27 protein-coding genes are annotated in these 25,599 nt (G+C 65.7%); 12 read left to right on the top strand and 15 right to left on the bottom strand.

What is annotated here, in order from left to right; translation table 11 throughout:
• Window positions 1–378: 378 nt before the first annotated feature.
• The 11 genes from SB764_RS26860 to SB764_RS26810 all read left to right on the top strand — a co-directional run bounded on the left by SB764_RS26860 (window position 379) and on the right by SB764_RS26810 (window position 10,212).
• Window positions 379–990, top strand: a complete 612-nt coding sequence (locus SB764_RS26860; RefSeq protein ID WP_074981920.1) for a sigma-70 family RNA polymerase sigma factor — start codon at window positions 379–381, stop codon at window positions 988–990.
• Entirely contained in the window at window positions 987–1,748 is a 762-nt protein-coding gene (locus SB764_RS26855; RefSeq protein ID WP_410865607.1) for an anti-sigma factor domain-containing protein, read from the top strand. Before SB764_RS26860 ends, SB764_RS26855 begins: the two co-directional genes overlap by 4 nt.
• A 121-nt stretch (window positions 1,749–1,869) precedes the next feature.
• A complete protein-coding gene (locus tag SB764_RS26850; RefSeq protein WP_410865605.1) occupies window positions 1,870–2,694 on the top strand; it encodes a DUF1295 domain-containing protein in 825 nt (274 codons plus the stop codon).
• Entirely contained in the window at window positions 2,691–3,836 is a 1,146-nt protein-coding gene (locus SB764_RS26845; protein ID WP_410865603.1) for an SAM-dependent methyltransferase, read from the top strand. The genes SB764_RS26850 and SB764_RS26845 overlap by 4 nt, the downstream gene beginning before the upstream one ends.
• A gap of 59 nt (window positions 3,837–3,895) precedes the next feature.
• Window positions 3,896–4,492: a lipocalin family protein gene (locus tag SB764_RS26840; protein ID WP_410865723.1), complete on the top strand. Its 597-nt coding sequence runs from the start codon at window positions 3,896–3,898 to the stop codon at window positions 4,490–4,492.
• A gap of 129 nt (window positions 4,493–4,621) precedes the next feature.
• Window positions 4,622–5,956: an NAD(P)/FAD-dependent oxidoreductase gene (locus SB764_RS26835; protein ID WP_321901108.1), complete on the top strand. Its 1,335-nt coding sequence runs from the start codon at window positions 4,622–4,624 to the stop codon at window positions 5,954–5,956.
• Entirely contained in the window at window positions 5,953–6,813 is an 861-nt protein-coding gene (locus SB764_RS26830; protein WP_321870733.1) for a DUF1365 domain-containing protein, read from the top strand. The genes SB764_RS26835 and SB764_RS26830 overlap by 4 nt, the downstream gene beginning before the upstream one ends.
• Window positions 6,810–8,069, top strand: a complete 1,260-nt coding sequence (locus tag SB764_RS26825) for an SAM-dependent methyltransferase (RefSeq protein ID WP_176080874.1) — start codon at window positions 6,810–6,812, stop codon at window positions 8,067–8,069. The genes SB764_RS26830 and SB764_RS26825 overlap by 4 nt, the downstream gene beginning before the upstream one ends.
• 142 nt (window positions 8,070–8,211) lie before the next feature.
• Complete coding sequence (locus SB764_RS26820) at window positions 8,212–8,439, top strand: hypothetical protein (protein WP_065060946.1); 228 nt, start codon at window positions 8,212–8,214, stop codon at window positions 8,437–8,439.
• A 281-nt stretch (window positions 8,440–8,720) separates the two neighbouring features.
• On the top strand, window positions 8,721–9,791 hold the full coding sequence (locus tag SB764_RS26815) for a polyamine ABC transporter substrate-binding protein (protein WP_065061039.1): 1,071 nt from the start codon (window positions 8,721–8,723) through the stop codon (window positions 9,789–9,791).
• 58 nt (window positions 9,792–9,849) lie between these two features.
• Window positions 9,850–10,212, top strand: coding sequence for a cupin domain-containing protein (locus SB764_RS26810; RefSeq protein ID WP_110327187.1), 363 nt, complete (start codon window positions 9,850–9,852; stop codon window positions 10,210–10,212).
• Here the strand turns inward: SB764_RS26810 and SB764_RS26805 are convergent.
• From SB764_RS26805 to SB764_RS26780, 6 genes are all read right to left on the bottom strand, one after another.
• Window positions 10,202–11,716 carry an amidase gene (locus SB764_RS26805; RefSeq protein ID WP_410865600.1) on the bottom strand — a complete coding sequence of 505 codons (1,515 nt, stop codon included), beginning with the start codon at window positions 11,714–11,716 and terminating at the stop codon, window positions 10,202–10,204. The genes SB764_RS26810 and SB764_RS26805 overlap by 11 nt on opposite strands.
• 12 nt (window positions 11,717–11,728) lie before the next feature.
• A complete protein-coding gene (locus tag SB764_RS26800; RefSeq protein ID WP_074981907.1) occupies window positions 11,729–12,394 on the bottom strand; it encodes a GntR family transcriptional regulator in 666 nt (221 codons plus the stop codon).
• A gap of 28 nt (window positions 12,395–12,422) precedes the next feature.
• Window positions 12,423–13,748: an amidase gene (locus tag SB764_RS26795; RefSeq protein ID WP_410865597.1), complete on the bottom strand. Its 1,326-nt coding sequence runs from the start codon at window positions 13,746–13,748 to the stop codon at window positions 12,423–12,425.
• A gap of 61 nt (window positions 13,749–13,809) precedes the next feature.
• Window positions 13,810–14,778: an ABC transporter substrate-binding protein gene (locus SB764_RS26790; RefSeq protein ID WP_065061040.1), complete on the bottom strand. Its 969-nt coding sequence runs from the start codon at window positions 14,776–14,778 to the stop codon at window positions 13,810–13,812.
• Window positions 14,775–15,593, bottom strand: coding sequence for an ABC transporter permease (locus SB764_RS26785; protein ID WP_074981903.1), 819 nt, complete (start codon window positions 15,591–15,593; stop codon window positions 14,775–14,777). The genes SB764_RS26790 and SB764_RS26785 overlap by 4 nt, the downstream gene beginning before the upstream one ends.
• Entirely contained in the window at window positions 15,590–16,444 is an 855-nt protein-coding gene (locus SB764_RS26780; protein ID WP_410865595.1) for an ABC transporter ATP-binding protein, read from the bottom strand. The genes SB764_RS26785 and SB764_RS26780 overlap by 4 nt, the downstream gene beginning before the upstream one ends.
• Here SB764_RS26780 and SB764_RS26775 point away from each other — a divergent pair.
• Window positions 16,443–16,706, top strand: coding sequence for a hypothetical protein (locus SB764_RS26775; protein WP_410865593.1), 264 nt, complete (start codon window positions 16,443–16,445; stop codon window positions 16,704–16,706). The genes SB764_RS26780 and SB764_RS26775 overlap by 2 nt on opposite strands.
• A gap of 66 nt (window positions 16,707–16,772) precedes the next feature.
• On the opposite strand, the gene SB764_RS26770 is transcribed toward SB764_RS26775, so the two are convergent.
• The 9 genes from SB764_RS26770 to urtA form a co-directional block, all read right to left on the bottom strand.
• A complete protein-coding gene (locus SB764_RS26770; RefSeq protein WP_065060953.1) occupies window positions 16,773–17,519 on the bottom strand; it encodes an SDR family NAD(P)-dependent oxidoreductase in 747 nt (248 codons plus the stop codon).
• A 166-nt stretch (window positions 17,520–17,685) separates the two neighbouring features.
• On the bottom strand, window positions 17,686–18,711 hold the full coding sequence (locus SB764_RS26765) for an aliphatic amidase (RefSeq protein ID WP_065060954.1): 1,026 nt from the start codon (window positions 18,709–18,711) through the stop codon (window positions 17,686–17,688).
• A gap of 77 nt (window positions 18,712–18,788) precedes the next feature.
• On the bottom strand, window positions 18,789–19,124 hold the full coding sequence (locus SB764_RS26760; RefSeq protein WP_065060955.1) for an FmdB family zinc ribbon protein: 336 nt from the start codon (window positions 19,122–19,124) through the stop codon (window positions 18,789–18,791).
• A gap of 38 nt (window positions 19,125–19,162) precedes the next feature.
• A complete protein-coding gene (gene fmdA, locus SB764_RS26755; RefSeq protein ID WP_065060956.1) occupies window positions 19,163–20,401 on the bottom strand; it encodes a formamidase in 1,239 nt (412 codons plus the stop codon).
• Between the two features lie 61 nt (window positions 20,402–20,462).
• Entirely contained in the window at window positions 20,463–21,152 is a 690-nt protein-coding gene (gene urtE / locus SB764_RS26750) for an urea ABC transporter ATP-binding subunit UrtE (RefSeq protein WP_065060957.1), read from the bottom strand.
• Window positions 21,153–21,210: 58 nt separating this feature from the next.
• Window positions 21,211–21,954, bottom strand: a complete 744-nt coding sequence (gene urtD, locus SB764_RS26745; protein ID WP_065060958.1) for an urea ABC transporter ATP-binding protein UrtD — start codon at window positions 21,952–21,954, stop codon at window positions 21,211–21,213.
• Between the two features lie 3 nt (window positions 21,955–21,957).
• Window positions 21,958–23,127: an urea ABC transporter permease subunit UrtC gene (gene urtC / locus SB764_RS26740; RefSeq protein WP_065061041.1), complete on the bottom strand. Its 1,170-nt coding sequence runs from the start codon at window positions 23,125–23,127 to the stop codon at window positions 21,958–21,960.
• 77 nt (window positions 23,128–23,204) lie between these two features.
• Complete coding sequence (gene urtB / locus SB764_RS26735; RefSeq protein ID WP_065060959.1) at window positions 23,205–24,122, bottom strand: urea ABC transporter permease subunit UrtB; 918 nt, start codon at window positions 24,120–24,122, stop codon at window positions 23,205–23,207.
• A 55-nt stretch (window positions 24,123–24,177) separates the two neighbouring features.
• Complete coding sequence (gene urtA / locus SB764_RS26730; RefSeq protein ID WP_065060960.1) at window positions 24,178–25,452, bottom strand: urea ABC transporter substrate-binding protein; 1,275 nt, start codon at window positions 25,450–25,452, stop codon at window positions 24,178–24,180.
• Window positions 25,453–25,599: the final 147 nt, after the last annotated feature.

Genomic DNA, 25,599 nt, shown 5'->3' with positions numbered 1-25,599 from the left:
ATCAGGGAAAACCATGTGTTATGCCGGATCGCGAAAGACAATCGAAATCTTTTTAAAAGCTGTTTAAAACCCGCGCGGCGACATCTGCCGCTCGGGCTGCACCCGTTTGATGCGGGACGCCTATCGTATCGCACGTCACGTCTGAAAAAATGACGATCGAAGCCAGGCGGTTCAATTCGTGCACGCGAATGCGCTGATGCAATGCGCGTCCGCCGCGAGCGCGCATCCGTATATCGTGAAACCCTTCGCTTCACGCTCATGACGCCAGCCGACTTTCGCCACGCTCGTTGTCCGTACCGCCCGCCGCCGAGCATCGGGCGGTCGATGCTATATTCGGGCCCATGTCCTCCAGCGGGTGCGCCAGCGCGCCCTCCTCGCATGAGTGATCCGTCCGGCGGCCTCGACGACAACGCAGCCTCGCCATCCGCACGCGCCGAGGCGTCCGACGCGGCGCGCCGCGCGCGTCTGAACCAGTTGCTCGACGCCACGGCGCGCGGCGAGCAGCGCGCTTTCGCCGAGCTTTACCGGCTCGCCTCCGGCCATGTCTTCGCCGTGCTCGTGCGCATGGTTCACGACCGCGCCGAAGCCGAAGATCTGCTTCAGGAAGTGTTCACGGCCGCATGGCGTCGCGCCGATACGTTCGATGCCGCGCGCGGCGGCGCGATGACCTGGCTCGTGACGCTCGCGCGCAACCGCGCGATCGACCGCCTGCGCCAGCATCACGAAAGTCCGCTCGACGACGCCGTCGCGCACGCCATCGCCGACGACGATCCCACGCCCGCCGCCCGCGCCGAAGCCAGCGAGGAGCGCCAGCGGCTCGAACGCTGCATGGCGCAACTCGAACCCACGCAGCGCGGCGCGGTCCGCGAAGCGTTTTTCAGCGGCGCGACTTACAGCGAACTGGCGGAGCGTCTGAGCGTGCCGCTCGGCACGCTGAAAAGCTGGATCCGGCGCAGCCTCATGCAACTCAAATCGTGTCTGGAATCATGAGCACGCCCGCCGATCACGATCCCGACCTGCTCGGCGCCGAATACGCGCTCGGCGTGCTCGACGCGAACGAGCGGCGCGCGCTCGAACACGCCGCCGAAACCGATCCCGTCCTGCTCGCCGCCATCGAACGCTGGCAGCGCCGCCTCGCGCCGCTCGCCGAGGAACTGCGTCCGCTGGCCGTGCCCGCGCGCGTGTGGACCCGCATCGAGCGCGATCTCGGCTTCCTGCCGCCGCGCCGCACGCCGACGCAAGATGCGGGACCGTGGTGGAACAGCTTGCGCCTGTGGCGCTTCGTGGGCGTCGGTGCGAGCGTCGCGGCGCTCGCGCTCGCGCTGGTCAACGTGGTCGTGCTGCGCGAGATGCAGGCGATACACGAGGCCGCGAGCCCGGCGCCGGTGGCCGTCGCGCCCGGCGGCGCCTATATGGTCGCGACGATCGCCCGCCCCGACGGCATCGCCCACTGGACCGCGACCGTCGATCTGCGCCGCAGCGAAATGGTCGTCGTGCCCGCCGTGAAGCCGACCGTGCCGGCCGGACGCGCCACCGAACTCTGGCTGATTGCGCCCGGCGAAAAGCCGGTCGCGCTCGGCGTGTTCCCGGCCGATGCGCCCGCACACATGAACCTGCCCGCCAGCGTGGTCGCGAAGCTCAGCGCGCGCGCCGTGCTGGCCGTCTCGATCGAACCGACCGGCGGCTCGCCGACGGGCCAGCCGACCGGCCCCGTCGTCGCTACCGGCACGATGCACGCCACGGCCTGAGCCCCCCGCCGCGCGTCGGCGCGGCGCGTTCGTCCCTCGCGACGATTCCGCTGCACTGGCGCTGCATCCAAACGCCGCGCTCGTCCGTATCTCCCGGCATCAGCCTCCTCACGGAGTCTCCATGCCGATCACCACCGCCGTTCTTGCCGCGTTTGGCGCGCTCGTCGTCGCGTTCGGCGTCGTCTGGCTCGTGCAATTGCGCACCGGCAACGCGGGCATGATCGACCCGGTCTGGGCGCTGTCGCTCGGCGCCGTGGCCGTCTTCGCCGCCCTCGCCGGTCCGGGCGCGACGCTGAACCGCGTGGCGGTCGCGTTCGGCGGCGGCGTGTGGGGTCTGCGGCTCGGCGCGCATCTCTGGCGACGCAACCGTCGCGGCCCGGAAGACCCGCGCTACGCCGCGCTGCGCACGCGCTGGGGGCGCCACGCGCCGGCGCGCATGCTCGGCTTCTTCATGCTCCAGGCAGTGATCTCGCTGCTGCTGTCGATCGCGTTCTTCGTGCCCGCCTGGCAGGCGCACACGCCGTCGATTCCGGCCATCGTCATCGCCTTGTCCATCGGCTTCGCGGCGCTCGCGGGCGAAGCCGCCGCCGACCGCCAGTTGCGCGGCCATCTCGCCGATCCCGCCGCGCGCGGCCAGGTCTGCACGCGCGGCTGGTGGCGTTACTCGCGCCATCCGAATTACTTCTTCGAATCGCTGCACTGGTGCGCCTACACGGTCTGGTCGATCGGCCAGCCCTGGGGTTGGGCGACGCTCGTGCCGCCGTTCGCGATGGCGTGGCTGCTGCTCAAGCTCTCCGGCGTGCCGCTGCTCGAAGCGCGGCTCGTGCAGACGCGCGCCGGCTATCGCGACTACATGGCGACCACGCACGCGTTCATTCCGTGGCCGCCGCGCCACGCGCACGCCGACGACGCCTCACATCGCCCTTCGAGGAGCCCGCGATCATGACCGTGACCGTTCCGCCGTTGCAGGATTCGCACGACCATCCGCACGACACACCGCACGACACGCCGCCGCCATCGAGCACTTACGACGCCTCGCTTGCGATCCGCCTGTGCGAACGCGGCTGGCTGCCCGATGCGTTGATCCGCATGGGCATGCGCACGCTGCTGCGCCGCCGTCTCGCCGACGAACACGCGCACGACGGCACGCGACGCGCCGAAGCGTTCGAAACGCTGATCGACGAACTGCGCGCCAGCCCGATCGCCATCGAAACGCAGGCCGCCAACGCGCAGCACTACGAGATTCCGGGCGCGTTCTTCGCGGCGCATCTCGGGCCGCGCCTGAAGTATTCGTGCGGCTACTATCCGCGCGGCAACGAAACGCTCGCGCAGGCCGAGGACGCCATGCTTGCGCTCTATGCAGCGCGCGCGGAACTCGCCGACGGTCAGCGCATCCTCGACCTCGGCTGCGGCTGGGGCGCGCTCACGCTCTGGCTCGCGCAACGTTATCCGCATGCGAGCATCGTCGGGCTGTCGAATTCGCACGGGCAGCGCGCGTTCATCGAGCGCCGCGCCAACGAGCTGGGGCTCGCGAATCTGCGCATCGTGACCGGCGATGTCGCGCGCTTTGAGTTCGCGCCCGGCGAGCCGCGTTTCGACCGCGTGCTGTCGATCGAAATGTTCGAGCACATGAAGCACTACGGCCTGCTGCTCGCGAAGATTGCGCGCTGGCTCGACGACGACGGCCGCCTCTTCGTGCATCTGTTCGCGCATCGGCTGCTCGCGTATCACTTCGAGGTGCGCGACGGCAGCGACTGGATGTCCCGTCATTTCTTCACGGGCGGCACGATGCCCTCGGCGCATCTGCTGCTGCGTTTTCAGGACGATCTGCGCGTCGAGCGGCAATGGTGGATCGACGGCACGCATTACGCGCGCACCGCGAACCAGTGGCTCGCCGCGCTCGATGCCGCGCGCGCCCAGGCGCTGCCGCTGCTCGACGCGAGCGGCAACCCGCGTCTCGCGTTCCAGCGCTGGCGCATGTTCTATCTGGCCGTGGCCGAACTGTTCGGCTATGCGCGCGGCGAGGAATGGGGCGTTGCGCATTATCTGCTGCGCAAGCGCGCGGCGCGGCCCGGCACCAGCGAGTAAGCGCGATGCCGACGATGCTTTTCATGCCTGATTTCAGGCGCGATTTCATGCGTGATTTCATGCGATCCCTGCGGCGTGTAACGTTCTTCGCGCCGCTATCGCTCGTAGCATGCATCGCGCTCTGCGGCTGCACGAACGGGCCGCCCAATCCGAATCCTCGCGCCGACCAGCCGCTCGAACCGGTCAGCGTCGACCTGCCGCGCTACATGGGCCGCTGGTACGTGATCGCCAACATTCCGTATTTCGCGGAACGCGGTTTCGTGGCGAGCCGCGCCGAGTGGACGCTGCGCGCGGACGGCCGCATCGACGACGCCTTCTTCGGCCGCAAAGGCGGCTTCGACGCGCCCGAAAAGCACTACCGCTTCGTCGATGCGGTCGTGCCCGGCAGCGGCGGCGGGCGCTGGCGCGTGCGCCTGTTCTGGCCGATCCACGTCACACAGCTCACGCTCTATGTCGACCCGGACTATCGCGTGACGATCCTCGGTTATCCGGGCAAATCGCTCGGCTGGATTTTCTCGCGCGAGCCCGAGATGGACGACGCGACCTATCACGCACTGCTCGCGCGTCTCGATGCGATGGGCTACGACAGCACGCGTTTTCGACGCGTGCCGCAGTTTCCCGCGCAATTGGGTCAGCCGGGATTTGCTTCGCCGTAGTTTCGCGCGACTTTCGCGCGCATCGCGTGCATCCGCGCGCGCCTTCCGTCCGTATCTGCACACAAGGAAGTCTGCACGCAGCAGTCACCGATTCCATGACGACAACGCACGAATCAGGGAGAAAAACGCATGGAACCCGCCCAGATCGCCGACGCCACGAGCGCCGCCTTGCCGCCGGGCCGCCGCGTGGCGGTCGTCGGCGGGGGTATCGCCGGGCTGGCGAGCGCGTGGCTGCTCGCGCGTCGCCATCGCGTCACGCTGTTCGAGGCGGCCGCGACGGCGGGCGGCCACGCGCATACCGTCGACGTCGTGCTCGACGGACAGCGTCATCCCGTCGACACCGGTTTTCTGGTGTTCAACGAGCGCACCTATCCGAACCTCGTGGCGCTGTTCGCCGAACTCGGCGTGCACGTGCATCGCAGCGAGATGTCGTTTTCGGTGTCGATGGACGGCGGCGCGCTGGAGTGGGCGGGCACGAATCTGAACACCGTGTTCGCGCAGCGCCGCAACCTCTTTTCGCCGACGTTCATCGGTATGCTGCGCGACATTCTGCGTTTCAACGCCGCCGCCGAACATCATCTGGAAACAGCGCGGCGCGAGCGGCTTTCGGTGGGCGAACTGCTGACGGCGGGCGGCTACGGCGCACCGTTCCAGCGCCACTATCTGTTGCCGATGGCCGCCGCCATCTGGTCGAGCGCCGCGCGCGACGTGCTGCGCTTTCCGGCCGCGACCTTCCTGCGCTTCTGCCTCAATCACGCCTTGCTACAGGTGAACAACCGGCCGCCGTGGCAAACCGTGGCGGGCGGCTCGCGCGAATACGTCGCGCGCCTGCTCGCCACGCTCGACGACGTGCGCCTGAACACGCCCGTGCGCGCGGTGCGCCGCGACGCGTCGGGCGTCATGATCGCGACCGATGACGCGGGCGCGGAACGTTTCGACGCCATCGTGCTCGCGAGCCACGCGCCCACGACGCTGGCCTTGCTCGCCGATGCCGACGACGCCGAACGCGACGTGCTCGGGGCCGTGCGCTATCAACGCAACGTGGCGCTGCTACACACCGACACGGCGCTGCTGCCGCGCCGCCGACGCGTGTGGTCGGCGTGGAATTACCTCAGCCGTGCGTCGGCGCATCATGCGGGCAGCGACGCCGATGCGCAGCCCGTCTGCGTGAGCTACCTCATCAACCAGTTGCAGCCGCTGCCGTTTCGCACGCCCGTGGTGGTCACGCTCAATCCGGTGAGCGAACCCGCGCCGCACGCCGTGCTCGGCCGCTACGTCTACGAACATCCGCTGCTCGACCTCGCGGCCATCGACGCGCAACAGCGCCTGCCCGATCTGCAAGGGCGGCGCGCGACGTGGTTCGCGGGCGCGTGGACCGGCTACGGCTTTCACGAAGACGGCCTCAAGTCGGCGCTGCGCGTGGCGCGCGACTTCGGCGTGATGCCTGCGTGGGGCCGCCCATGAGCCCACGCGCCGATCTCGCGCGCGGCGCGCCGCCGTTCGCCCGCGCCGCACGCCCAGGCGAGGATGCGCACGCGGCCTGTCTGCTCACGGGCCGCGTGGTGCACGAACGCCTGCGCCCCGCACATCACGCGTTCGCGTATCCGCTGTTCCAGATCTGCTGCGATCTCGACCGCCTCGACGCGCTGCAATGCGGGTGGTTCGGCATCGACCGTCGGCGCGTGTTCTCGCTCGATCCGCGCGACTACGGTCCGCGCGATGGACGCGCGCTCGCGCCGTGGATGCGCGCGCGTCTCGCCGACGCGGGCATTCCCGCCGATGGCGCGATCTGGTTGCAAACGCTGCCGCGCATCTTCGGTCACGCGTTCAATCCGGTGAGCTTCTGGTATTGCTACGACCGCGCGGGCCGCCTGCGCGCGCTCTACGCCGACGTACGCAACACCTTCGGCGCGCATCACGGCTATCTATTGAGCGCGCCCGATCACGCGCCGATCGGCGATACGACCGAGCTGCAGTGCCGCAAGACCTTTCACGTTTCGCCGTTTTGCCGCGTCGAGGGCCACTATCGGTTTCGCGTGCGCCAGCACGGCGCGCGGCTTGTCACCGCGATCGATTACGTCGATAGTCTCGGCGTGCTGCTGCGCACCGCCATCGCCATGCGCGCCGAACCGCTCGACGCACGCCGCGCATTCGGCGCGCTCCTGCGTCAGCCGCTCCTCACGCCCGGCGTCGTGCTGCGGATTCACTGGCAGGCGCTGCGCCTCTGGCTCAAACGCGTGCCGTTTTTCGGCAAACACCCGCCTACACCCCACGCATCCGACGCATCCTTGCGCCCCACCGATCACGAGGCCCGCTCATGACGCTGCTCCGCCTGCCCACGGCCGCGCACCCGCCGATGCCGCTTGCGGCCCGTCTCTTTCTTGCCTTGCTGCGCAGGATCCGTCATGGCCATCTGACGCTGACGACGCCCGACGGCGCGCAGCAGGTGTTCGGCGATGCACGCGACGTCCCGGCCGCCGCGCTGCGCATTCACGACTGGCGCGCGTGCCGGGCGATCCTTCGCGCGGGCGATATCGGTTTCGCCGAGGCGTTGCGCGCGCAATGGCTCGACGCGCCCGATCTCACCGCGCTGATGCGCCTCGCGATCCGCAACGAAGACGCCGTCGCCACGACCCTGCACGGCGGCCCGCTCGCGCGCGTGTGGTACGCGCTGCGCCATCGGCTGCGCCGCAACACGCGCGCCGGCAGCCGACGCAATATCCACGCGCATTACGATCTGGGCAACGCGTTCTACGCGGCGTGGCTCGATGAAACGATGACCTATTCGAGCGCCTGTTTCGACGACGACGCACACCGTCCGCTCGACGAAGCGCAGTGCGCGAAGTATCAGCGCATCATCGATACGCTCGCGCTCGCGCCCGGCATGCGCGTGCTCGAAATCGGCTGCGGCTGGGGCGGTTTCGCGTTGTATGCGGCGCGGCAAGGCATCCATGTGCGCGGCGTGACGATTTCGCAGGAACAACACGCGTGGGCCAGCGAACGCGTGAAAGCGGCGCAGCTTGCGCATCTCGCGGAGATCGAGTTGCGCGATTATCGTGATCTTCGCGAAAACGACGGCCAGTACGATGCGATCGTCTCCATCGAAATGTTCGAAGCCGTGGGCGAAGCGTGGTGGCCGACGTATTTCGACACGCTTTCGCGTCTGCTGAAACCGGGCGCGCGGGCGCTCGTGCAAACCATCACCATCGACGATGCGCATGTCGAACGTTATCGCACGTCGAGCGACTTTATCCGCGAGATGATTTTTCCGGGCGGCATGTTGCCCGGTCCGCAGCAATTCGTGCGCGCCGCGCAGCAGGCGCAGCTCGAAGCACGCGCCGTCTTTGCATTCGGACGCGATTATGCGCAGACCTTGCGTCTGTGGCGCGCAAGTTTCGAAAGCCGACTCGACACCCTGCGCGCGCTCGGTTTCGACGATGCGTTCATTCGCATCTGGACGCTCTATTTCGGCTATTGCGAAGCCGCGTTCGACGAAGGACGCACGGATGTGATGCATTTCGTCGTGCAACGCTGTGATGGACATCCTCGCGCTCATCCCCGCGCACATCCCCATTGACACGCTTTTTGGCGCGGGTACCATGAATCCACCGGTTAAAGCGTGCGTGGCGCTGCGCATTTCCAGGCCACCGCTTCGCTATTCAACCGGCATCCGCTCAACAGTCCGACGCTCCTGTGCTTCGACCCGTGCGCCTTAGATCATGAAAATTCGTGGCCCCTTGATACAGTACGATCGAGGACGTGGCGGCTTTCTCGCCATGCGCAGCACGATTGTTTCAGGCGCCAGCCACGTCGCCCGGCCGTGCAGCTATTGCTCGATCGACACGGTCATCTCCATTCGCTCCGTGCGCCGCCATCATTCGGCCATGAGCTGCGATTTCATCGGCGTTCGTAAAGACGAAATCGCCTCCCTGCTGCCCAAGCCCTAGCCTGCTGTCCGCCCCGTTCGTCTGATATCGCGCCGCTTCGCGTGATGGTGCGTTGTGTTGCGTCGTGCGGCTTTGCTGCGCGCCACGCTATTGCAAGACGCTATTGCACGACGCCTATTGCGCACAATCGCACGCGATGTCGGTCATCACGTACGCCTCGTCCGTTCACGCGGATGCCGGGCGCGAAGACGCGCATACCGTCTTCGAATCAACTCCAGGGAAGCAGGATGAAACTTCACGACACGCTCCAACGCACCGTCCCCGTGACGTGCGCCGCCACGATGCTCGCGCTCGCCGCCGTCGCCGCCCAACCCGCCATCGCGGACGACGCACAGGTCAACGTCTACAACTGGTCCGACTACATTGCGCAGGACACGGTGCCCACGTTCGAGAAGCAGACCGGCATCAAGGTGCGTTACGACAGCTACGATAGCGACGACACGCTGCAAGCCAAACTGCTCGCCGGCAGTTCCGGTTACGACGTGGTCGTGCCATCGTCGGCGTATATGGCGCGGCAGATCGAGGCCGGCGTGTATCAGAAGCTCGATAAATCGCAATTGCCGAATCTCGCGAATCTCGACCCGCATCTGATGAAAATGGTCAGCGACGCCGACCCCGGCAATCAATACGGCGTGCCGTGGGCGTGGGGCACGGACGGCGTCGCGTACAACGCACAGGAAGTGCAAAAGGCGTTCGGCGGCGCGACGCCGCCCGATTCATGGGCGCTGGTTTTCGATCCCGAGAATCTCTCGAAACTCAAAAGCTGTGGCGTGTCGTTTCTCGATTCGGCATCGGACGTATTTCCCGCCGTGCTGCAATATCTGCATCGCAATCCGAACAGCACGAATCCCGCCGATTACACCGCGGCCTACGAAGTGCTGAAGAAAGTGCGCCCCTATATCACGCAGTTCAATTCGTCGGGCTATATCAACGACCTCGCGAATAACGACGTGTGCATCGCCGTGGCATATTCGGGCGATGCCGGTATCGCACGTCGGCGCGCCATCGAGGCGAAGCGCCACTATCAGATTCAGTTCGTGAATCCGCAGGAAGGCGGTCTGCTCTGGTTCGACATGATGGCGATTCCGAAAGACGCGCCGCATCCCGAAGCGGCGCTCAAATGGATCAATTACATCGAAGATCCGAAAACGAGCGCCGGCATCACCAACGAAGTGTTTTATCCGACCGCGAATCGTGCGTCGTATCCGCTGGTTCAAACGGCGATCATGAAAGACGCCAGCACGTTTCCTTCCGACGAAGTCATCGACAAGATGACCGTCATGCGTCCGCAACCGGCAGCGATCATGCGGCTGCAAAACCGTTTGTGGGCGCAATTGAAATCGGGCACGTAAGGGCTTGATTCGCCGCCGCGCGCCGCTTTGTTTCTCTCACCTTTTTATTGCCAACATCATGCGCATTCTGGATATCGTCGATTACTCGCAACCCGCGAAAGAAACGCTCGAATGGGAGCCGAAGCCCGAAGTCGTGCTTTCCGGCCGACCGCGTCAATCGGCCGACATGCATTTCACGAGCCCGTGCGGACAATTGTCGACGGGCATCTGGACCAGCGAACGCGGTTGCTGGCGCGTGAATTTCACGGAGAACGAGTATTGCGAAATTCTCGAAGGCGTCTCGGTGCTGCGCGATGAATCGGGTGCGGAAAAAACCGTGCGCGCGGGCGACCGCTTCCTGATACCCGCCGGTTTTCAGGGGACGTGGGAAGTGGTCGAGCCGTGCCGCAAAGTGTTCGTCTCGGTCGAGTTCAAAGGCTGAGCGACGCGTCGCGCAAGCGAGGCGGATCGGTGACGATCGAACGCAGCGCGGCGCGCGCCTGATGGGGCGTGCCGCGCAACGCGGCGAGATCCGGCACCGGGCGCGCGAGCGCGGGTTCGCGCGCGAACGCGGCTTCGAGCGCCTGCGCCGCGTCGAGCAGGCGCGCGTCGCCGCGCATCGGCCCGATCAGTTGCAGACCGAACGGCATGCCCGCGTGATCGATGCCGCAAGGCAGCGACATCGATGGATTCGTCAACACCGTCACAACATAAGTGAGCGCGACCCATCGATAATAATTTTCGAGCGGCGTGCCGTCGATCGACTCGCAATGCGAGGTCGTCCACGCAAACGGCGTGACCGGCGAGACCGGCGAAACAATCACGTCGTAGCGCGAGAAATGCGCCTGAAACTGCCGATACAACGCCGTGCGCTGCGTCTCGGCGCGCGCGACGTCGGCGAGCGTGAGCGCCCCGCCCATTTCGTAGTTCGCGCGCGTATTCGCGCCGAGCAGCGACGGATCGCGCTCGTAGGTTTCGCGCAGGCTCGCAACGAATTCCTGCGCGCGCACGACGTCGAACACGCGATGCGCTTCGCGCAAGTCAATGTCGATCGGCTCGCACTGCGCCACGATGCGCGAGAGGCGCTCGATCTTCGCGCGGAACGTGGCGCGAATCGACGCATCGACGGCGCACGCGCCAAAATCTTCGGTATAGCCGATGCGCAGCGCCGAAAGATCGAGGCGCGGCTCGCGCGCGAAGGCGTCGAGCGTCGCGGGATAGCTGAGCGGATCGGCGCTCGCGTGACCGGCCACGGCGGCCAGTTGCAGCCGCACGTCGGCGACGTTGCGCCCCATCGGCCCGCTGACCCAGTTCGGCGCCCAGCCCAGCACGCGGCGTTCGGACGGCACGAGTCCCGGCGACGCGCGATAGCCCACCACGCCGCAGAGCGCGGCCGGAATGCGCAGCGAGCCGCCGAGATCCGAACCCGTGGCGAGCGGCACCATGCCGGTGGCGAGCGCGACCGCCGAGCCGCCCGACGACCCGCCCGCGTTCAGCCGCGTGTCGAACGGATTGCCCGTCGCGCCCCAGACCGCGTTGCGCGTGTTCGCGCCCGCGCCCATTTCCGGCACATTGGTTTTGGCCGCGACGATGGCGCCCGCCGCGCGCAAGCGAGCAACGAAAGCGTTATCGCTAACCGGCACATGATCGCGATACAGCGGCGAGCCGTAAGTGGTCAGCAAGCCGCCCGTCTCTTCGAGATCCTTCACACCGATCGGCAAACCGTGCAGCACGCCCAGCGCTTCGCCACGCGCGACAGCCTGTTCCGCGCGACGCGCTTCGTCGCGCGCGCGTTCGAACGCCGTGGCCGCGAGCGCGTTGACGGCAGGCTCGATCGATTCGATGCGCGCGAGACACGCATCGAGCAATTCGACCGGCGACAGCTCGCCGTTGCCGATCAGACGCCGCGCGTCGACGGCGGATAAATCAGCCAGTGAAACAGACATTCGAACCTTCCATCAAGCCGCCAGCGCGCGCGCCGATTGATCGACGCAGGCGACGATCGCATCGCGCGTGTTGAGCAGATGCACGCGCGTCTGCTCCTGCACGGCGGCGGCGTCGCGCGCGCGCCAGGCCGCGAGCAGATGCGCGTGCTCGTCGTTATTGCTCGCCATGATATCCGGCTGCACGTACATCGACAGCGACACATACGGACGCGCGAGCAGCGACAGCCCGCGCACGACTTCGAACAGCCGCGTGTGCGCCTCGCACTGCATCAGATGCTGATGAAAATCCTCGTTGAGCAAGGCCCATTGCTCGGAACTGGGCGCGGCCTGGCTCATGGCATCGTGGCTCGCCTGCGCCGCGTCGAGTTGCGCGGCGCTCGCGCGCAGACACGCACGCGCGGCAAGCATCGGTTCGAGCAGCATGCGCAACTCGTAGATTTCGCTGACGTCGTCGGCGGTGAGGCCGCGCACTTCCACGCCCTTGTTCGGATCGATCGCCACCAGCCCTTCGGCGCGCAGATCGCGGAACGCTTCGCGCACGGGCGTCGTGCTCACGCCGAGCCGCTTTGCCACTTCCTCCTGGCGCATGCGCGTGCCCGCCTTGTAGACGCCCTGCAAAATCTCCGCGCGCAGCGTGCCGAGTACGTATTCCTGAATCGTGCGATACGGCTTGCCCATGCTGTCTCCCTGGTCGCTTTGGTCGGTGTTACGCGATCGCCTCGGTGCTCGCCGCGGCAAGCTCAAGCTCGCGCCGCGCGCCGATCACCTGCTCGATCCACGCCGCCACGCGCAGCGTCTCAAGATCCTCGCCGAACGCGCCGATGGTCTGAAAACCCAGCGGCAAACCCGCATCGGTCCAACCCGACGGCACCGTCACGGCCGGCATGCCGAGCAGACTCCACGGCGCGCAGAACGTGGGGTCGCCGGTGTCGTCGAGACCTTGCGGCGCGACGCCCGTGGCGGGCACGCTCACGAGTGCATCGCAGCCCGCGAGCAGTTGCGCCGAGCGCGCGCGCCATTGCGCCTGCAATTCGAGCGCGGCCTGATAACGCGCCTCGGGCATCGCCGCGCCTTCATCGACGAGCGCACGCATATGCTCACTCAACTGCTCGCGATGCGCGCGCGCCTCGGGCCCGACCGCGTGCCACGCTTCCACGCGCAGAATCACCTGCAACGCGTCGACGATCTGTTCGAGATCGGCCTCGAATTCGATCTCGACGATCTCCGCGCCCGCCGCGCGCAACTGCGCGAGCGCGGCGTCGAAATTCACTTTCTGCATGTCCTGCAAACGCGCGTCGAACGGCGTGCGCACTACGCCCAGACGCGGCGGCGCAGCGAGCGGCGCGAACCACGCCTGCCAGGCGTCGACGCTGTCGATCGCTTCCACGCGCTGCGCGACGAACAGCGCGTGCGCGAGCGCCGCCACTTCCACGTCGCGCGCGAAGAAGCCGATGTGATCGAGCGACGCGGCGAGCGCATGCACGCCCTCGCGCGAGATCGTGCCGTAGCTCGGCTTGTAGCCCACCACGCCACAGTACGCGGCGGGCCGGATCACCGATCCCACCGTCTGCGTGCCGAGCGCAAGCGGCACGATGCCCGCGCCCACAGCCGCCGCCGATCCGCTCGATGATCCGCCGGGCGTATGATCGCGACGCCACGGATTCACGGTCGGCCCCGGCTGACGCCAGGCGAATTCGGTCGTCACGGTCTTGCCGAACACCAGCGCGCCGAGTTCGCGCAGTTGCGTCACGATCGGCGCATCGGCTTGCGGACGATGGCCGCGCCAGATCGGCGAGCCGTAGCACGTCGGCATATCGACGGTGTCGATCAGGTCCTTCACGCCCACGGGCAGACCCGCGAGCGGCGCATACGCGTCGGGCTCGACGTACGCATCCGGACGATGCGTGAAAACGTGCAGCGATTCGAGCGCCTCGGCGCGCGCCACGGCTTCGTCGAGCCGCGCGCGACTCGCGGCCGGATTGCCGCGCTGCGCGATCAGCGCCGTCACGAACGACGGATTGGCTTCGTTCATCCTGTCCTTCCATTCGAAGCGTCGGCGCAGCGCGCCGACGCGATAACGGGCGTCGCGACGCTTACTTCTTCGCGGCGGCCGCGGCAAACGAATTGTCGACGGCACTTGCATAGCTCACGCTGCCAGGCTTGATATTGCCGATCGACTCCTGCAGATCGAGCGCATTGCGAAACGCCTGCTCGGAAATCTCGGGCGTCGGCGCGTAAATGTTTTGATCGATCAGGCGGCCCACGGCCGCGTCGACGATCTTCGCGTCGAGCGAGGGAAATTCCGTCTTCGCGACCGCCTTCGCCGTGTCCGGCGATTGATGAATCAGCGCCTCGGCCTCGCCGATCGACTTCACGAACGCCGCCACCATCTGCGGCTTGTCCTTGATGGTCGACGCCGCCGTGTCGATGGTCGAGAACGCATAGCCGCCCGGATAGGCCTTCGGGAAACCGTACACGACCTTGTAGCCCTGCGCGATGCCGGTGTCCGCCTGCGGTTCGTAGACTGCCGCCGCCTGGCTGCGGCCCGCGCTCACGGGCGCGAGTTCGGTGCCCAGTTGCACCGTGTTCAGCGACACCTTCTCGATCTTCTGATCCTTGATGAGCCGTTGCAGCAGATACGTGCTGGTCGACGGCGGCAACGCCGTGGCGACGCTCTTGCTCGACATGTCGCCGGGCTGATGCACGCCCGCGTCCGGCGGCGCGATCACCCACACCGGCACGCCCGCCACCACGTTCGCGACGGCCATCACGTTCGCGCCCTTGAGGTTCGCGAGCACGGCCGTCATCGGATCCTGCAGCGAGAAGTCCGCATGGCCGCCGATCACCGCCGCCACGCCCGCCGCGCCGCTGCCCGCCGTGACCTTCTTCACGTCGAGACCGTTCTTCGCGAAGATCCCCTTGTCGATCGCCACGTAAAGCGGCAGATACTGAATCGACTGAAAAGCCTGATACACCGTAACCGGTTCCGCCGCCCGCGCGGACACCTGAACGCTCAACCCCGTCACTGCCGCCGCAATGGCAATCGCGCTTACTCGTTTCATCGTGTTGACTTCCATGAAATGACCTTTGCTTCCGTGAATTGAACGATCCAGCCCAGCAGCGTCGCCATCAGCGTGAGCACGATAATGCCGAGCCACACCGTATTCAGATCGAACAGCGATCCGGCGACGAACACCTCATGCCCGAGTCCTGCCTGCGAAGCGATGTACTCGCCCACCACCGCGCCGATCAGCGCGAAGCCGATGTTCACGCGCAGCGTCGAGAACACCCACGGCAGCGCGCCCGGCACGATCAGCTTCGTGAAGATCATCGAAGGCTTCGCGTTGAACGAGCGGAACAGGTTGAGCAGATCCTTGTCGACTTCGCGCGCCGCCGCACACGACGAGATCATCGCCACGGCGAAGGTGGAAATGCCCGCGAGCCAGACTTTCGACGTCATGTCCGAGCCGAACCAGATGACGATCAGCGGACCGAGCGCGATCTTCGGAATACTGTTCAGGATGACTGATAATCCTTCAGCGACGCCTGACACTCGCGGCACGAACCACAGCAGCAGCCCGAGGCCGATCCCGAGCCCGCTGCCCACCACGAGGCCCACCACCGTTTCGTAGAGCGTGACGAGCGTGTCGGGTATCAGCGTGCCGCCGTTCAGGCCTTGTTGCGCGGCCTGCCAGATGCCCGCGGGCGAGCCGAGCAGCTTGCCGTTGATCCAGCCCGCCGTGACCGCCACCTGCCACAGCGCGATCAGCGCCACGACGATGAGCGCGACCGCGCCCGTGGTGCCGAGCTTCGCCGCGCGGCGCGGCTTCGCGCGCCGCCGTGCGGGCCCGTTGGAGGAGATCGCAATATCGCTCATGCCGTGGCTCCCGCGTGCTGGATGGTATGGCTGCGCAGTCCGTTCCAGACGCGCGAATGGTAGGTGCGGAACTCGGGCGCCTCGCGCGCCGAGACCGCTGTGCGCGCGCCCTGCGTGGTCAGGCGCACGTCGATGTCGTCTTCGATACGCGCCGGGCGGCCGCCCAGCAGGATCACGCGGTCGCTCATCGCAATCGCTTCCTCGATGTCATGCGTGACGAGCACGACGCTCGTGCCGCTCTGCTGGCGCAACGCCATCACATCGTCTTCGAGCGCGAGACGCGTCTCGTAGTCGAGCGCGGAAAACGGTTCGTCGAGCAGCACCAGCGTGGGATCGACCAGCAGCGTGCGCGTGAGCGCCACGCGCTGGCGCATGCCGCCCGAGAGCGAATGCGGATACGCGTCGGCCACCGCGCCGAGGCCGTAACGCGCGAGCATCTGGCGCGCGCGTTCGAGGTCGGCGCGCTTGACCCTGCGATACAGCTCGATGCCGAGCACGGCGTTTTGCAGCACCGTGCGCCACGGCATCAGCAGGTCTTTTTGCAGCATGTAGGCGATGCGCCCGGCGCTGCCGTCGTCGCGCTTGCCCACGCTGATCTGCCCCGACTGCGGCTTGATGAGCCCCGAGACGAGATTGAACAGCGTGCTCTTGCCCGCGCCGCTGCGGCCGACAATCGAGACGATCTCGCCGCTGCGCACGCTGAAATCGAGCCGTTCGAAGATCGGCACGTCGACACCATCGGCAGTCCGAAATGCGTGACTGAGTTGCTGGACCTTCAGGCGGTCCGTACCCGACGCATGCGTCGAAGCGATGTTCCCCGCGTGCGGGGTTGCAATGGCTGAGACACTCATGGACATCCTCATCGGTACGTGGCGTACGTTTGTGCTGTGCACAACACATAGTGCACAGTCAAAAAACCACGACGCAAGTGAAAAAATAAATTCCGCGCAATCGGGAATTCACCTGCTCGATGATGGTGCGTCAATGCGGATTCGCGGGCGCGAATCGCACCAGAGCGGCGTGCAAACGCCGTGCGATGGTGCGTTTTTCGGGGAGGCGTGTGAACAGGAGGCGCGCTTCGAAAAAGAAACCGCGTGCAAACAACGAGACTAGCGAAATCAAAATAGAAACGCCGCCAGCGAGATCGCCGGCGGCGCGTCTTACTGCCGGAATCGACGATTAACGGATACCGCCCGCCGCCAGCAGATGCTCGCCGGTTAGCCAGCGCGCTTCGTCGGAAGCGAGGAACACCGCCACATCGGCGATATCCTGCGGCTGACCCGCGCGGCCGAGCGGCGTCTTCGCGATGAAGTCCGCGGCCATGTCCGAGCCGGTGATGCCCGCGCTGTGCGTGCCTTCGGTTTCGACGTAGCCGGGATTGATCGCGTTCACGCGGATCTTACGCGGGGCAAGCTCCAGCGCCAATACGTTCGTGATCGCGTCGAGCGCGCCTTTGGTGCCGGTGTAGATCGCGCTCGCGGGCGGCGTGATGCGCGTGACGCCCGAACTGATATTGATGATGCTTGCGCCTTCGCCCAGATGCTTCACGGCCGCCTGGGTGACGAGCAGCGGCCCGAGCACGTTGGTGTCGAACTGGCGATGGAACTCCTCGGCGGTGATGTCCTCGACCGGCGAGAACGCATACACGCCCGAATTGTTCACGACGATATCGAGGCGGCCGAACGCGTCGATGGCCGTTTGCACGAGCTTCGCGGCGTCGGCGGGCTGCGAGACGTCGCCGCCTGCCGCCGTCGCCTTGCCGCCCGCAGCCTGAATCTGCTCGACGACCGCCAGCGCGCCGGATTGGCTGCTCGCATACGTCACCACGACCGACGCGCCCTCTTTCGCGAGCGCGCGGGCGATCGCCGCGCCGATTCCCTTCGATGCGCCCGTAACGAGCGCGACCTTTCCTTCGAGCCTGGCCATGACAAACCTCCAATGTGGGTTGAACCGTTCGCTCGCCGCGCTGCGGCTTGCGTCGGTGCCGAACCACAATGTAGAGGGTGACAGTGCAGCGAAAAAGGGCCTGGCGACGAATGGAGTGGCCGCATTTGCCGAACAATGCGCGTCGTGGACAAAGCCTCGACAGCGCTCAGTCTTCGTGTGGAATCCCGTCGATCGGGCACTCCGCCGTGCCGGGCGTGCTGCGCGTGAGCGCTTCCACGCGTCGGCGCGTGGCCTCGGGGTCGGCCACCCAATCGCGATAGAAACCGAACGGGCAATCCGCCACGCCGTTCGCGCCGTCGCCGGAATGGATCGTGCCGGTATAGCCGCGATGCAGCAGCTTGTACAGATGGTTCTGCGACTGCATGTTGCGGCGCGCGTCGCGGATCATGCCGAGCGACAGTTCCGCGTATTGCACCCCCATTTCCTCTTCGCCGCATTCGCCGAGCGTGCGCCCGTCGAAGCCCACGATCGCCGAGTGGCCGAAGTACGAATACACGCCGTCCCAGCCCGTGGCGTTCGCGACCGCCACATAGGTGTTGTTCATCCACGCCATCGCTTTCGCGACCATCACCTGCTGCTCTTTCGCCGGATACATATAGCCCTGGCAGCGCACGATCAACTCCGCGCCGTTCATCGCGCAGTCGCGCCAGATCTCCGGATAATTGCCGTCGTCGCAAATAATCAGGCTGATTTTCAGGCCTTTCGGACCGTCCGACACATACGTGCGATCGCCCGGATACCAGCCTTCGATCGGCGTCCACGGCATGATCTTGCGGTACTTCTGCACGATCTCGCCGCGATTGTCGATCAGCACGAGCGTGTTGTACGGCACCTTGCGCGGATGCTCCTCGTGACGTTCGCCCGTGATCGAGAACACGCCCCACACATTGGCCTTGCGGCACGCCGCCGCGAAAATATCGGTCTCTTCGCCGGGAATCGTCGACGCCGTATCGAACATCTCCTGGCGGTCGTACATGATGCCGTGCGTGGAATACTCGGGAAATACCACGAGGTCCATGCCCGGCAAACCCTGCTTCATGCCGACCACCATATCGGCGATACGGCGCGCGTTGTCGAGCACCTCCGCCTTCGTGTGCAGACGCGGCATCTTGTAGTTGACCACCGCAACGCCCACACAATCGCGGCTGCTCGAAATATCACCATGTCGCATGATGCTTCCTCCTTGAATGCGTTGATGCCGCGCGCGAAGGCCGCCGCTTGCGGGCAGCGGTTCGCGCGCGGCACACCTTAGTGGCTGATCATCCAGGGCCGTCCCGCCGGCCGTTTGAGACCGTCCGACGCCGCGCCCGCGAGCTTCGCCGCGCCGCCCGAGCAGCAACTGCAGCCCGCGCGATGACGCAGTGGCGGACCGTCGCCGGACTGACGCGGCGCGTGCGCGGCGCGTTCGTTGGTCGCGTGCGCCGCGCGGCGCGTGTTCGCCATCAGCGCCAGCGAAGGCGCACTGATGACGCGTCCGCCTTCCGCGCCGCAGTCGGGACAACGGCACGGTTTTTCGCGGTCCGCAATGCGGCGCATGACGGAGAACGGCCCGCAGCTTGCGCACTCGAAGTCGTAGATCGGCATGACAGCTTCCTTTGAATGACGTCGGCGAGAATCCGGAATCAGGCCTTCACGAGATCCGGCGAACACGGCAGATCCACGCCGCCCTGAATGTGCTGGATCGGGCCGTCGGCGTTCGGACGAATGTCGAAATCGAAGATCTGCGTGGGCAGCCACAAGGTCGCGCACGCATTCGGAATATCGACCACGCCGCTGATATGCCCCTGCACCGGCGCGCAACCGAGCAGCGAATACGCCTGCGCGCCGGAATAGCCGAACTTCTTCAGATATTCGATCGCGTTCAGACACGCCTGGCGATACGCGGTGGTCACGTCGAGATAATGCTGGCCGCCCTGCTCGTCGACGGAAATGCCTTCAAAAATGAGGTAATCGTTGTAATTGGGCGTGATCGGGCTCGGCTGGAACACGGGATTGCGAATGCCGTATTTCGCCATGCCGCCCTTGATGACGTTCACGCGCATATGCACCCAGCCCGCCATTTCGATCGCGCCGCAGAACGTGATTTCGCCGTCGCCCTGGCTGAAGTGCAGATCGCCGACCGAAAGGCCCGCGCCATCCACGTAGACCGGGAAAAACACCTTCGAGCCGCGCGACAGATCCTTGATGTCGCAATTGCCGCCGTGCTCGCGCGGCGGCACCGTGCGCGCGCCCTGCGCGGCGGCTTTGTCGCGTGCTTCGCCCGCGAGCTTGCCCATGTGCGCGGTGGCCGCGAACGGCGGATTCGCAAGCGGCGGCACGCGTTCCGGATCGGTGGCGATCAGACCGGTTTCGCGTGCGTTCCACGTTTCCAGCAGTTTCGGATCGGGCAGGCAGCCGATCAGGCCCGGGTGAATCAGGCCCGCGAAATTCACGCCCGGAATATGGCGCGAACTCGTGTAGACACCGTGAAAATCCCAGATCGACTTTTGCGCGCTCGGGAAATGATCGGTCAGAAAGCCGCCGCCGTTCGTCTTCGAAAAGAAGCCGTTGAAACCCCACTGGCTGTCCGCTTTCGCGCCGATGTCGAGCAGATCCACCACGAGCAGGTCGCCCGGCTCCGCGCCGTGCACGCCCACCGGGCCGGAGAGAAAGTGCACGATCGACAGGTCGATGTCGCGCACGTCGTCGGCGCTGTCGTCGTTCTTGATGAAGCCGCCGGTCCAGTCGTAGGTTTCGAGGATGAAGTCGTCGCCGGGCTTCACCCAGCAGGCCATCGGAATGTCGGGGTGCCAGCGGTTGTGCACCTGTTCGTTTTCGTAGGCCGACTGGTTCAGATCGACCTTGATGAGAGTGTCGGGCATTGCGTTCGCTCCTGGGTTCGCGGATTGACATACGGCGCGGCGCGCGAACGCCGCGCCGCGCTCAGACGGAGAGGTATTCGCGGATGCGGTCGGTGTCGCCCGCATCGCGCGTGCTTTGGTGCACGAAGCGCCCGCCTTCGATCACGAAGAGCCGGTCGGCCACGTCGAGCGCGAAGCTCAACACCTGCTCCGACACGACGATGGCGATGTTGCGGCTCGTGCGAATCTGATTGAGCGCCTTGGCGATGTCCTTGATGACCGAAGGCTGGATGCCTTCGGTCGGCTCATCGAGCAGCAGCACTTTCGGGTCGGTCGCGAGCGCGCGTGCAATCGCGAGTTGCTGCTGCTGGCCGCCCGAAAGATTGCCGCCCTTGCGCTTGCGCATGTCGAACAGCACGGGAAACAGCGCGTAAAGTTCGTCGGGCACGCGCTGACTCTGCGCGTTTTCGAGACCCGTCTGAATGTTTTCCTCGACGCTCAGCGAGGCGAAAATCTGCCGGCCTTGCGGCACGTAGGCGATGCCTTTCGACACGCGGCGGTAACTCTCGTCCTTCGAGACGTCGGCGCCGCCCACGCGCACCGTGCCGCGATTGGCGGGCAGCATGCCGATCAGCGCCTTGAACAGCGTGGTCTTGCCCATACCGTTGCGGCCCATCACGGCCACGCTTTCGCCTTGCGAAACGGAAAAGCCGATGCCGTGCAGCACTTCGCTCTGGCCGTAGCTGACGACGAGATCGTCGACTTCCAGCATGATGTGTTCTCCGTGTTGTCGTTCGTTTGCCGACTCGGTGGCCAACTCGGTGGCCAGATCAGTGGCCCAGATAGACGTCGATCACGCGCGGATCGGCCTGCACCTGCGCCATCGGCCCTTCCGCGAGAATCTTTCCCTGATGCATGACCGTGACCTTGTGCGCGATGCGCTCGACGAACGCCATGTCGTGCTCGATCACGATCATCGAGCGATTGCGGCAGATGCGGTCGAGCAGATCGGCGGTCAGTTCGCGCTCGCGCACGCTCATGCCCGCGATCGGTTCGTCGAGCATCAATAGTTCGGGATCCTGCATCAGCAGCATGCCGATTTCGAGCCACTGTTTCTGGCCGTGCGAGAGCAATCCCGCTTCCATATCGAGCGCGGCGGCCAGACCGATTTCGTCGGCGACGTCACGCACGCGGTCGGCCACTTCGGCGTCTTCGCGATAGGCGAGCGCGCCAAACACGCTGCGTCCGCGCGGAAACGACACTTCGAGGTTCTGCGCCACGCTCAGGTTTTCGTAGATCGACGGCGTCTGGAACTTGCGGCCGATGCCTTTGCGCACGCGGCGAAATTCCGCGAGATTCGTGATCTCCTCGTTGCGGAATTTGATGCTGCCGGCCGTTTCCTTCGTCTTGCCGCAAATCAGATCGAGCAGCGTGGTCTTGCCGGCTCCGTTCGGTCCGATCACCACGCGCAGCTCGCCGCGTTCGAGATAGAGATTGAGCGAATCGATCGCCTTGAAGCCGTCGAACGACACGGTCAGGTCTTCGATCGCGAGCAGAAAGTCGGTATTGCTCATGCTTCATGCCTCCTTGTTCGCCGCGCCGAGCAGCCGCCGCACGCGCGGGCGCACGTGCTCTTCGTAGAGGCCCGCGAGCCCGTTCGGAAACACCATCACCACGCCGATGAACATCGCCGCCATCAGATAGAGCCAGAGATTCGGAAAGCTCTCCGAGAACCAGCTCTTGCCGAGATTGACGAGAATCGCGCCGTACACCGCGCCGACCAGCGACATGCGCCCGCCGATGGCCGCGTAGATCACCATTTCGATCGACGGCACGATGCCCACGAACGACGGCGACATGAAGCCCACCTGCAGCGTGAACATCGCGCCGCCGATCGCTGCCAGCATCGCCGCGAGACAGAACGCGAACACCTTGAACATGGCGACGTCGTAGCCCGAGAAGCGCACGCGGTCTTCCTTGTCGCGCATCGCGAGCAGCAGCGTGCCGAGCTTGCTGCGCTGGACCCAGCGGCAGGCGAGCAGCGCGCCGATCAACAGCGCGGCGTTCACGAAATACAGCACCAGCTTCGCGTGATCGGTGCGAATGTCCCAGCCGAGCAGCGTGCGCAGGTCGGTGATGCCGTTCACGCCGCCCGTATAACCTTGCTGGCCGATGATCAGCACCGAGAGAATCAGCGCGACGGCCTGCGTAATGATCGCGAAGTACACGCCGCCCACGCGCCGCTTGAACATCGCGTAGCCGATCACGAACGCGAGCGCCGTGGGCACCACGAGCACCGCGAGTATCGAGAACGGCAAGTAGTGAAACGGCTTCCACCACGCGGGCAGCGCGGTGAGCTGGTTCCAGTCCATGAAGTCCGGAATGCCGGGCGTGGTCTGCGTGCGCGTGGCGGCCGGATCGGACGCTTCGAGTTTGAGAAACATCGCCATCGCGTAGCCGCCGAGGCCGAAGAACACGCCCTGGCCGAGACTGAGCACGCCGCCGTAGCCCCACGCGATCACGAGGCCGATCGCCACGAACGCGTAGGTCAGGTACTTGCCCATCAGGTTCAGACGGAACGTGTCGAGCGCGAGCGGAAACACGACCACGATCACCAGCGCGAGCAGCACGATGCCCGCGTAGCCCGAGGCGTCGAGCCACGCGAGGCGCGCGCGCCAGCCGGCCGGCGGCGCGCCCTGGCCGGATCGCGGGGATACGCCGCCCGCCGTGGGTTGGATGGGTTCCATGTCCATCTCCATACGAATGAAGCTGTGTGAATGAGGCTTGTGCAAAGACGTACGCTTTAACGCGGCTTCTGCGCGGCTTAAACGCGCCGCACCTTCGAGGCGAACAGACCCTGCGGACGCAGCATGAGAATCACCACGACGGTCAGCAGCGTGAGCACGCGCGCAATCGAGCCCGAGAGAAAGAACTCGCTGATCGACTGCATCTGCGCGATGCCGAACGCCGACGCCACGGTGCCGAGCAGACTCGCCGCGCCGCCGAACGTGACCACCAGAAACGAATCGACGATATAGAGCGAGCCGCTCGTCGGTCCCGTCGAGCCGATCGCCGTGAAGGCCGCGCCCGCCACGCCCGCGATGCCGCAGCCGATCGCGAAGGTCATGCGGTCGGTGCGCCGCGTGTTGATGCCCGCCGCGTTCGCCATCGGCCGGTTCGCGACCGTGGCGCGCACGCGCAGGCCCCAGCGCGAGCGATAAAGCGCGAGCAGCAGGCCGCCCGTCATCAGCAACGCGAGAAACATCACGAACATGCCGCTCACCGGAATGTCGAGGCCGGGCGTGGGCTCCCACGAACCCATCAGCCAGTCGGGCAGCGCCGGGCTCACTTCCTTCGGCCCGAAGGTCGAGCGAAACACCTGCTGCATGCCGAGGCTCAGGCCCCAGGTGGCGAGCAGCGTGTCGAGCGGGCGCTTGTAGAGATGGCGGATCAGCGCCCATTCGGCGAGCCAGCCCGCCGCGAACGCCAGCGCGAACGCCGCGAGAATCGCGAAGAAGAAATACACGGGCGTGAATGCGTGCCAGACGTTCTGCGAGAACCACGAAAACATGTAGACCGTATAGGCGCCGATCGTCATGAATTCGCCGTGCGCCATATTGATGACGCCCATCTGGCCGAAGATCACGGCGAGCCCGAGCCCCATCAGGAGCAGGACGCTGAAGAGGCTCAGACCGGCGAAGCCCTGCATCAGCGTGATGTTGAAAATATCGGTAGCGGACATCGAACGCTCCTCGCGCGGCGGCGTCGTGCGCCGCCGCGCCGCTGCGGTTGACGGATTACATGTAGCCCTTCGGGAACGGATTCGGCTGGATCGGCTGCTCCGACTGCGCCACGACCTTGAACTGGCCGTCCGCCTGTCCTTCGCCGATCAGCGAACGGCTCCACAGGTGATGGTTCGGATCGACCTTCGCGTAGCCCTGCGGCGCGTTCGCCACTTCGATACCGGCCGAATGCGCGACCACCTTGTCGACGTCGAAACTGCCCGCGCGCTCGCACGCGGCCTTCCAGATCCACGGGCCCAGATAGGCGGCCTGCGTGACGTCGCCGATCACCGACTTCTGGCCATAGCGCGCCTTGAACGCCGCCACGAACTTCTTGTTGTTCTCGTTATCGAGCGACTGGAAGTACTTCATCGACGAGAAGAAGCCCGCGAAATTCTCGCCGCCGATGCCGAGCACTTCGTCTTCCGTGACCGAGAGCGTCAGCAGGAACTGCTTCTGCGGCGTGATGCCCGCGGCCTTGAGCTGCTTGTAGAACGCCACGTTCGAGCCGCCCACCACGGTCGCGAAGATGCAGTCCGGGCGCGCGAGCTTGATCTTGTTCATCAGCGAGGCGAACTCGGTCGTGCCGAGCGGGTAATACTCCTCGCCCACCACCTTCGCGTGCAGATGCTGTTCGATATGGCGGCGCGCGATCTTGTTCGACGTGCGCGGCCAGATGTAGTCGGAGCCGATCAGGAAGAAGGTCTTCGCTTTCTTGGTGTTCGAGGCCCAGTCGAGCGCCCAGAGAATCTGCTGGGTCGCTTCCTGGCCCGTGTAAAACACGTTCTTCGACTGTTCGAGGCCTTCGTAGAAGGTCGGGTAATAGAGCAGGCCGTTGTCCTTCTCGAAGACCGGCAGCACCGCCTTGCGCGAAGCCGAGGTCCAGCAGCCGAACACGGCCGCGACGTGATCGTTCTCCAGCAGCTTCTTCGACTTTTCGGCGAAGGTCGGCCAGTCGGACGCGCCGTCTTCCTGAATGATCTGCACCTTGCGGCCCAGCACGCCGCCCATCGCGTTGATCTGCTCGATGGCGAGACGTTCGGCCTGGATCGAGCCGGTTTCCGAAATCGCCATCGTGCCCGTGGCCGAGTGCAGCTGGCCGACCGTCACCGTGGTGTCCGTGACCGCGAGGCCCGTGGTGTTGACCTTCGCGGTGGGCGGCGTTTGCGCAAACGCGCCGCGCGAGAAGCCCATCGCCATCAGCGGCGCGGCGGCCAGGCCGCCGAGCATTTTCCGGCGCAGCGGCGAGGGCATCGGGGCATCGTCATCGAATCGATCGTCTGCGGACATCACGTTCTCCTTATCGGGTGCCCGGCGCTGAACGCTGCGGGCTGGGTCGAGGGTTGGACGCAATGTAGAAAGCCAAATTGACGACCGGAATACGTCGATTGACGTATTCCCGGCGCGCGCACTGGAATGTAATTTGCATCGCACTGC

The sequence above is a fragment of the Paraburkholderia sp. SIMBA_027 genome, from assembly GCF_046535315.1.
Lineage (GTDB): Bacteria > Pseudomonadota > Gammaproteobacteria > Burkholderiales > Burkholderiaceae > Paraburkholderia > Paraburkholderia tropica.
This window is presented reverse-complemented; position numbering and strand designations above follow the sequence as displayed.

Coding starts and splice junctions, on each gene's coding strand:
- SB764_RS26860 (WP_074981920.1), top strand. CDS start 379: ATGAGTGATCCGTCCGGCGGCCTCGACGACAACGCAGCCTCGCCATCC.
- SB764_RS26855 (WP_410865607.1), top strand. CDS start 987: ATGAGCACGCCCGCCGATCACGATCCCGACCTGCTCGGCGCCGAATAC.
- SB764_RS26850 (WP_410865605.1), top strand. CDS start 1,870: ATGCCGATCACCACCGCCGTTCTTGCCGCGTTTGGCGCGCTCGTCGTC.
- SB764_RS26845 (WP_410865603.1), top strand. CDS start 2,691: ATGACCGTGACCGTTCCGCCGTTGCAGGATTCGCACGACCATCCGCAC.
- SB764_RS26840 (WP_410865723.1), top strand. CDS start 3,896: ATGCGATCCCTGCGGCGTGTAACGTTCTTCGCGCCGCTATCGCTCGTA.
- SB764_RS26835 (WP_321901108.1), top strand. CDS start 4,622: ATGGAACCCGCCCAGATCGCCGACGCCACGAGCGCCGCCTTGCCGCCG.
- SB764_RS26830 (WP_321870733.1), top strand. CDS start 5,953: ATGAGCCCACGCGCCGATCTCGCGCGCGGCGCGCCGCCGTTCGCCCGC.
- SB764_RS26825 (WP_176080874.1), top strand. CDS start 6,810: ATGACGCTGCTCCGCCTGCCCACGGCCGCGCACCCGCCGATGCCGCTT.
- SB764_RS26820 (WP_065060946.1), top strand. CDS start 8,212: ATGAAAATTCGTGGCCCCTTGATACAGTACGATCGAGGACGTGGCGGC.
- SB764_RS26815 (WP_065061039.1), top strand. CDS start 8,721: ATGCTCGCGCTCGCCGCCGTCGCCGCCCAACCCGCCATCGCGGACGAC.
- SB764_RS26810 (WP_110327187.1), top strand. CDS start 9,850: ATGCGCATTCTGGATATCGTCGATTACTCGCAACCCGCGAAAGAAACG.
- SB764_RS26805 (WP_410865600.1), bottom strand. CDS start 11,716: ATGTCTGTTTCACTGGCTGATTTATCCGCCGTCGACGCGCGGCGTCTG.
- SB764_RS26800 (WP_074981907.1), bottom strand. CDS start 12,394: ATGGGCAAGCCGTATCGCACGATTCAGGAATACGTACTCGGCACGCTG.
- SB764_RS26795 (WP_410865597.1), bottom strand. CDS start 13,748: ATGAACGAAGCCAATCCGTCGTTCGTGACGGCGCTGATCGCGCAGCGC.
- SB764_RS26790 (WP_065061040.1), bottom strand. CDS start 14,778: ATGAAACGAGTAAGCGCGATTGCCATTGCGGCGGCAGTGACGGGGTTG.
- SB764_RS26785 (WP_074981903.1), bottom strand. CDS start 15,593: ATGAGCGATATTGCGATCTCCTCCAACGGGCCCGCACGGCGGCGCGCG.
- SB764_RS26775 (WP_410865593.1), top strand. CDS start 16,443: ATGGACATCCTCATCGGTACGTGGCGTACGTTTGTGCTGTGCACAACA.
- SB764_RS26780 (WP_410865595.1), bottom strand. CDS start 16,444: ATGAGTGTCTCAGCCATTGCAACCCCGCACGCGGGGAACATCGCTTCG.
- SB764_RS26770 (WP_065060953.1), bottom strand. CDS start 17,519: ATGGCCAGGCTCGAAGGAAAGGTCGCGCTCGTTACGGGCGCATCGAAG.
- SB764_RS26765 (WP_065060954.1), bottom strand. CDS start 18,711: ATGCGACATGGTGATATTTCGAGCAGCCGCGATTGTGTGGGCGTTGCG.
- SB764_RS26760 (WP_065060955.1), bottom strand. CDS start 19,124: ATGCCGATCTACGACTTCGAGTGCGCAAGCTGCGGGCCGTTCTCCGTC.
- fmdA (WP_065060956.1), bottom strand. CDS start 20,401: ATGCCCGACACTCTCATCAAGGTCGATCTGAACCAGTCGGCCTACGAA.
- urtE (WP_065060957.1), bottom strand. CDS start 21,152: ATGCTGGAAGTCGACGATCTCGTCGTCAGCTACGGCCAGAGCGAAGTG.
- urtD (WP_065060958.1), bottom strand. CDS start 21,954: ATGAGCAATACCGACTTTCTGCTCGCGATCGAAGACCTGACCGTGTCG.
- urtC (WP_065061041.1), bottom strand. CDS start 23,127: ATGGAACCCATCCAACCCACGGCGGGCGGCGTATCCCCGCGATCCGGC.
- urtB (WP_065060959.1), bottom strand. CDS start 24,122: ATGTCCGCTACCGATATTTTCAACATCACGCTGATGCAGGGCTTCGCC.
- urtA (WP_065060960.1), bottom strand. CDS start 25,452: ATGTCCGCAGACGATCGATTCGATGACGATGCCCCGATGCCCTCGCCG.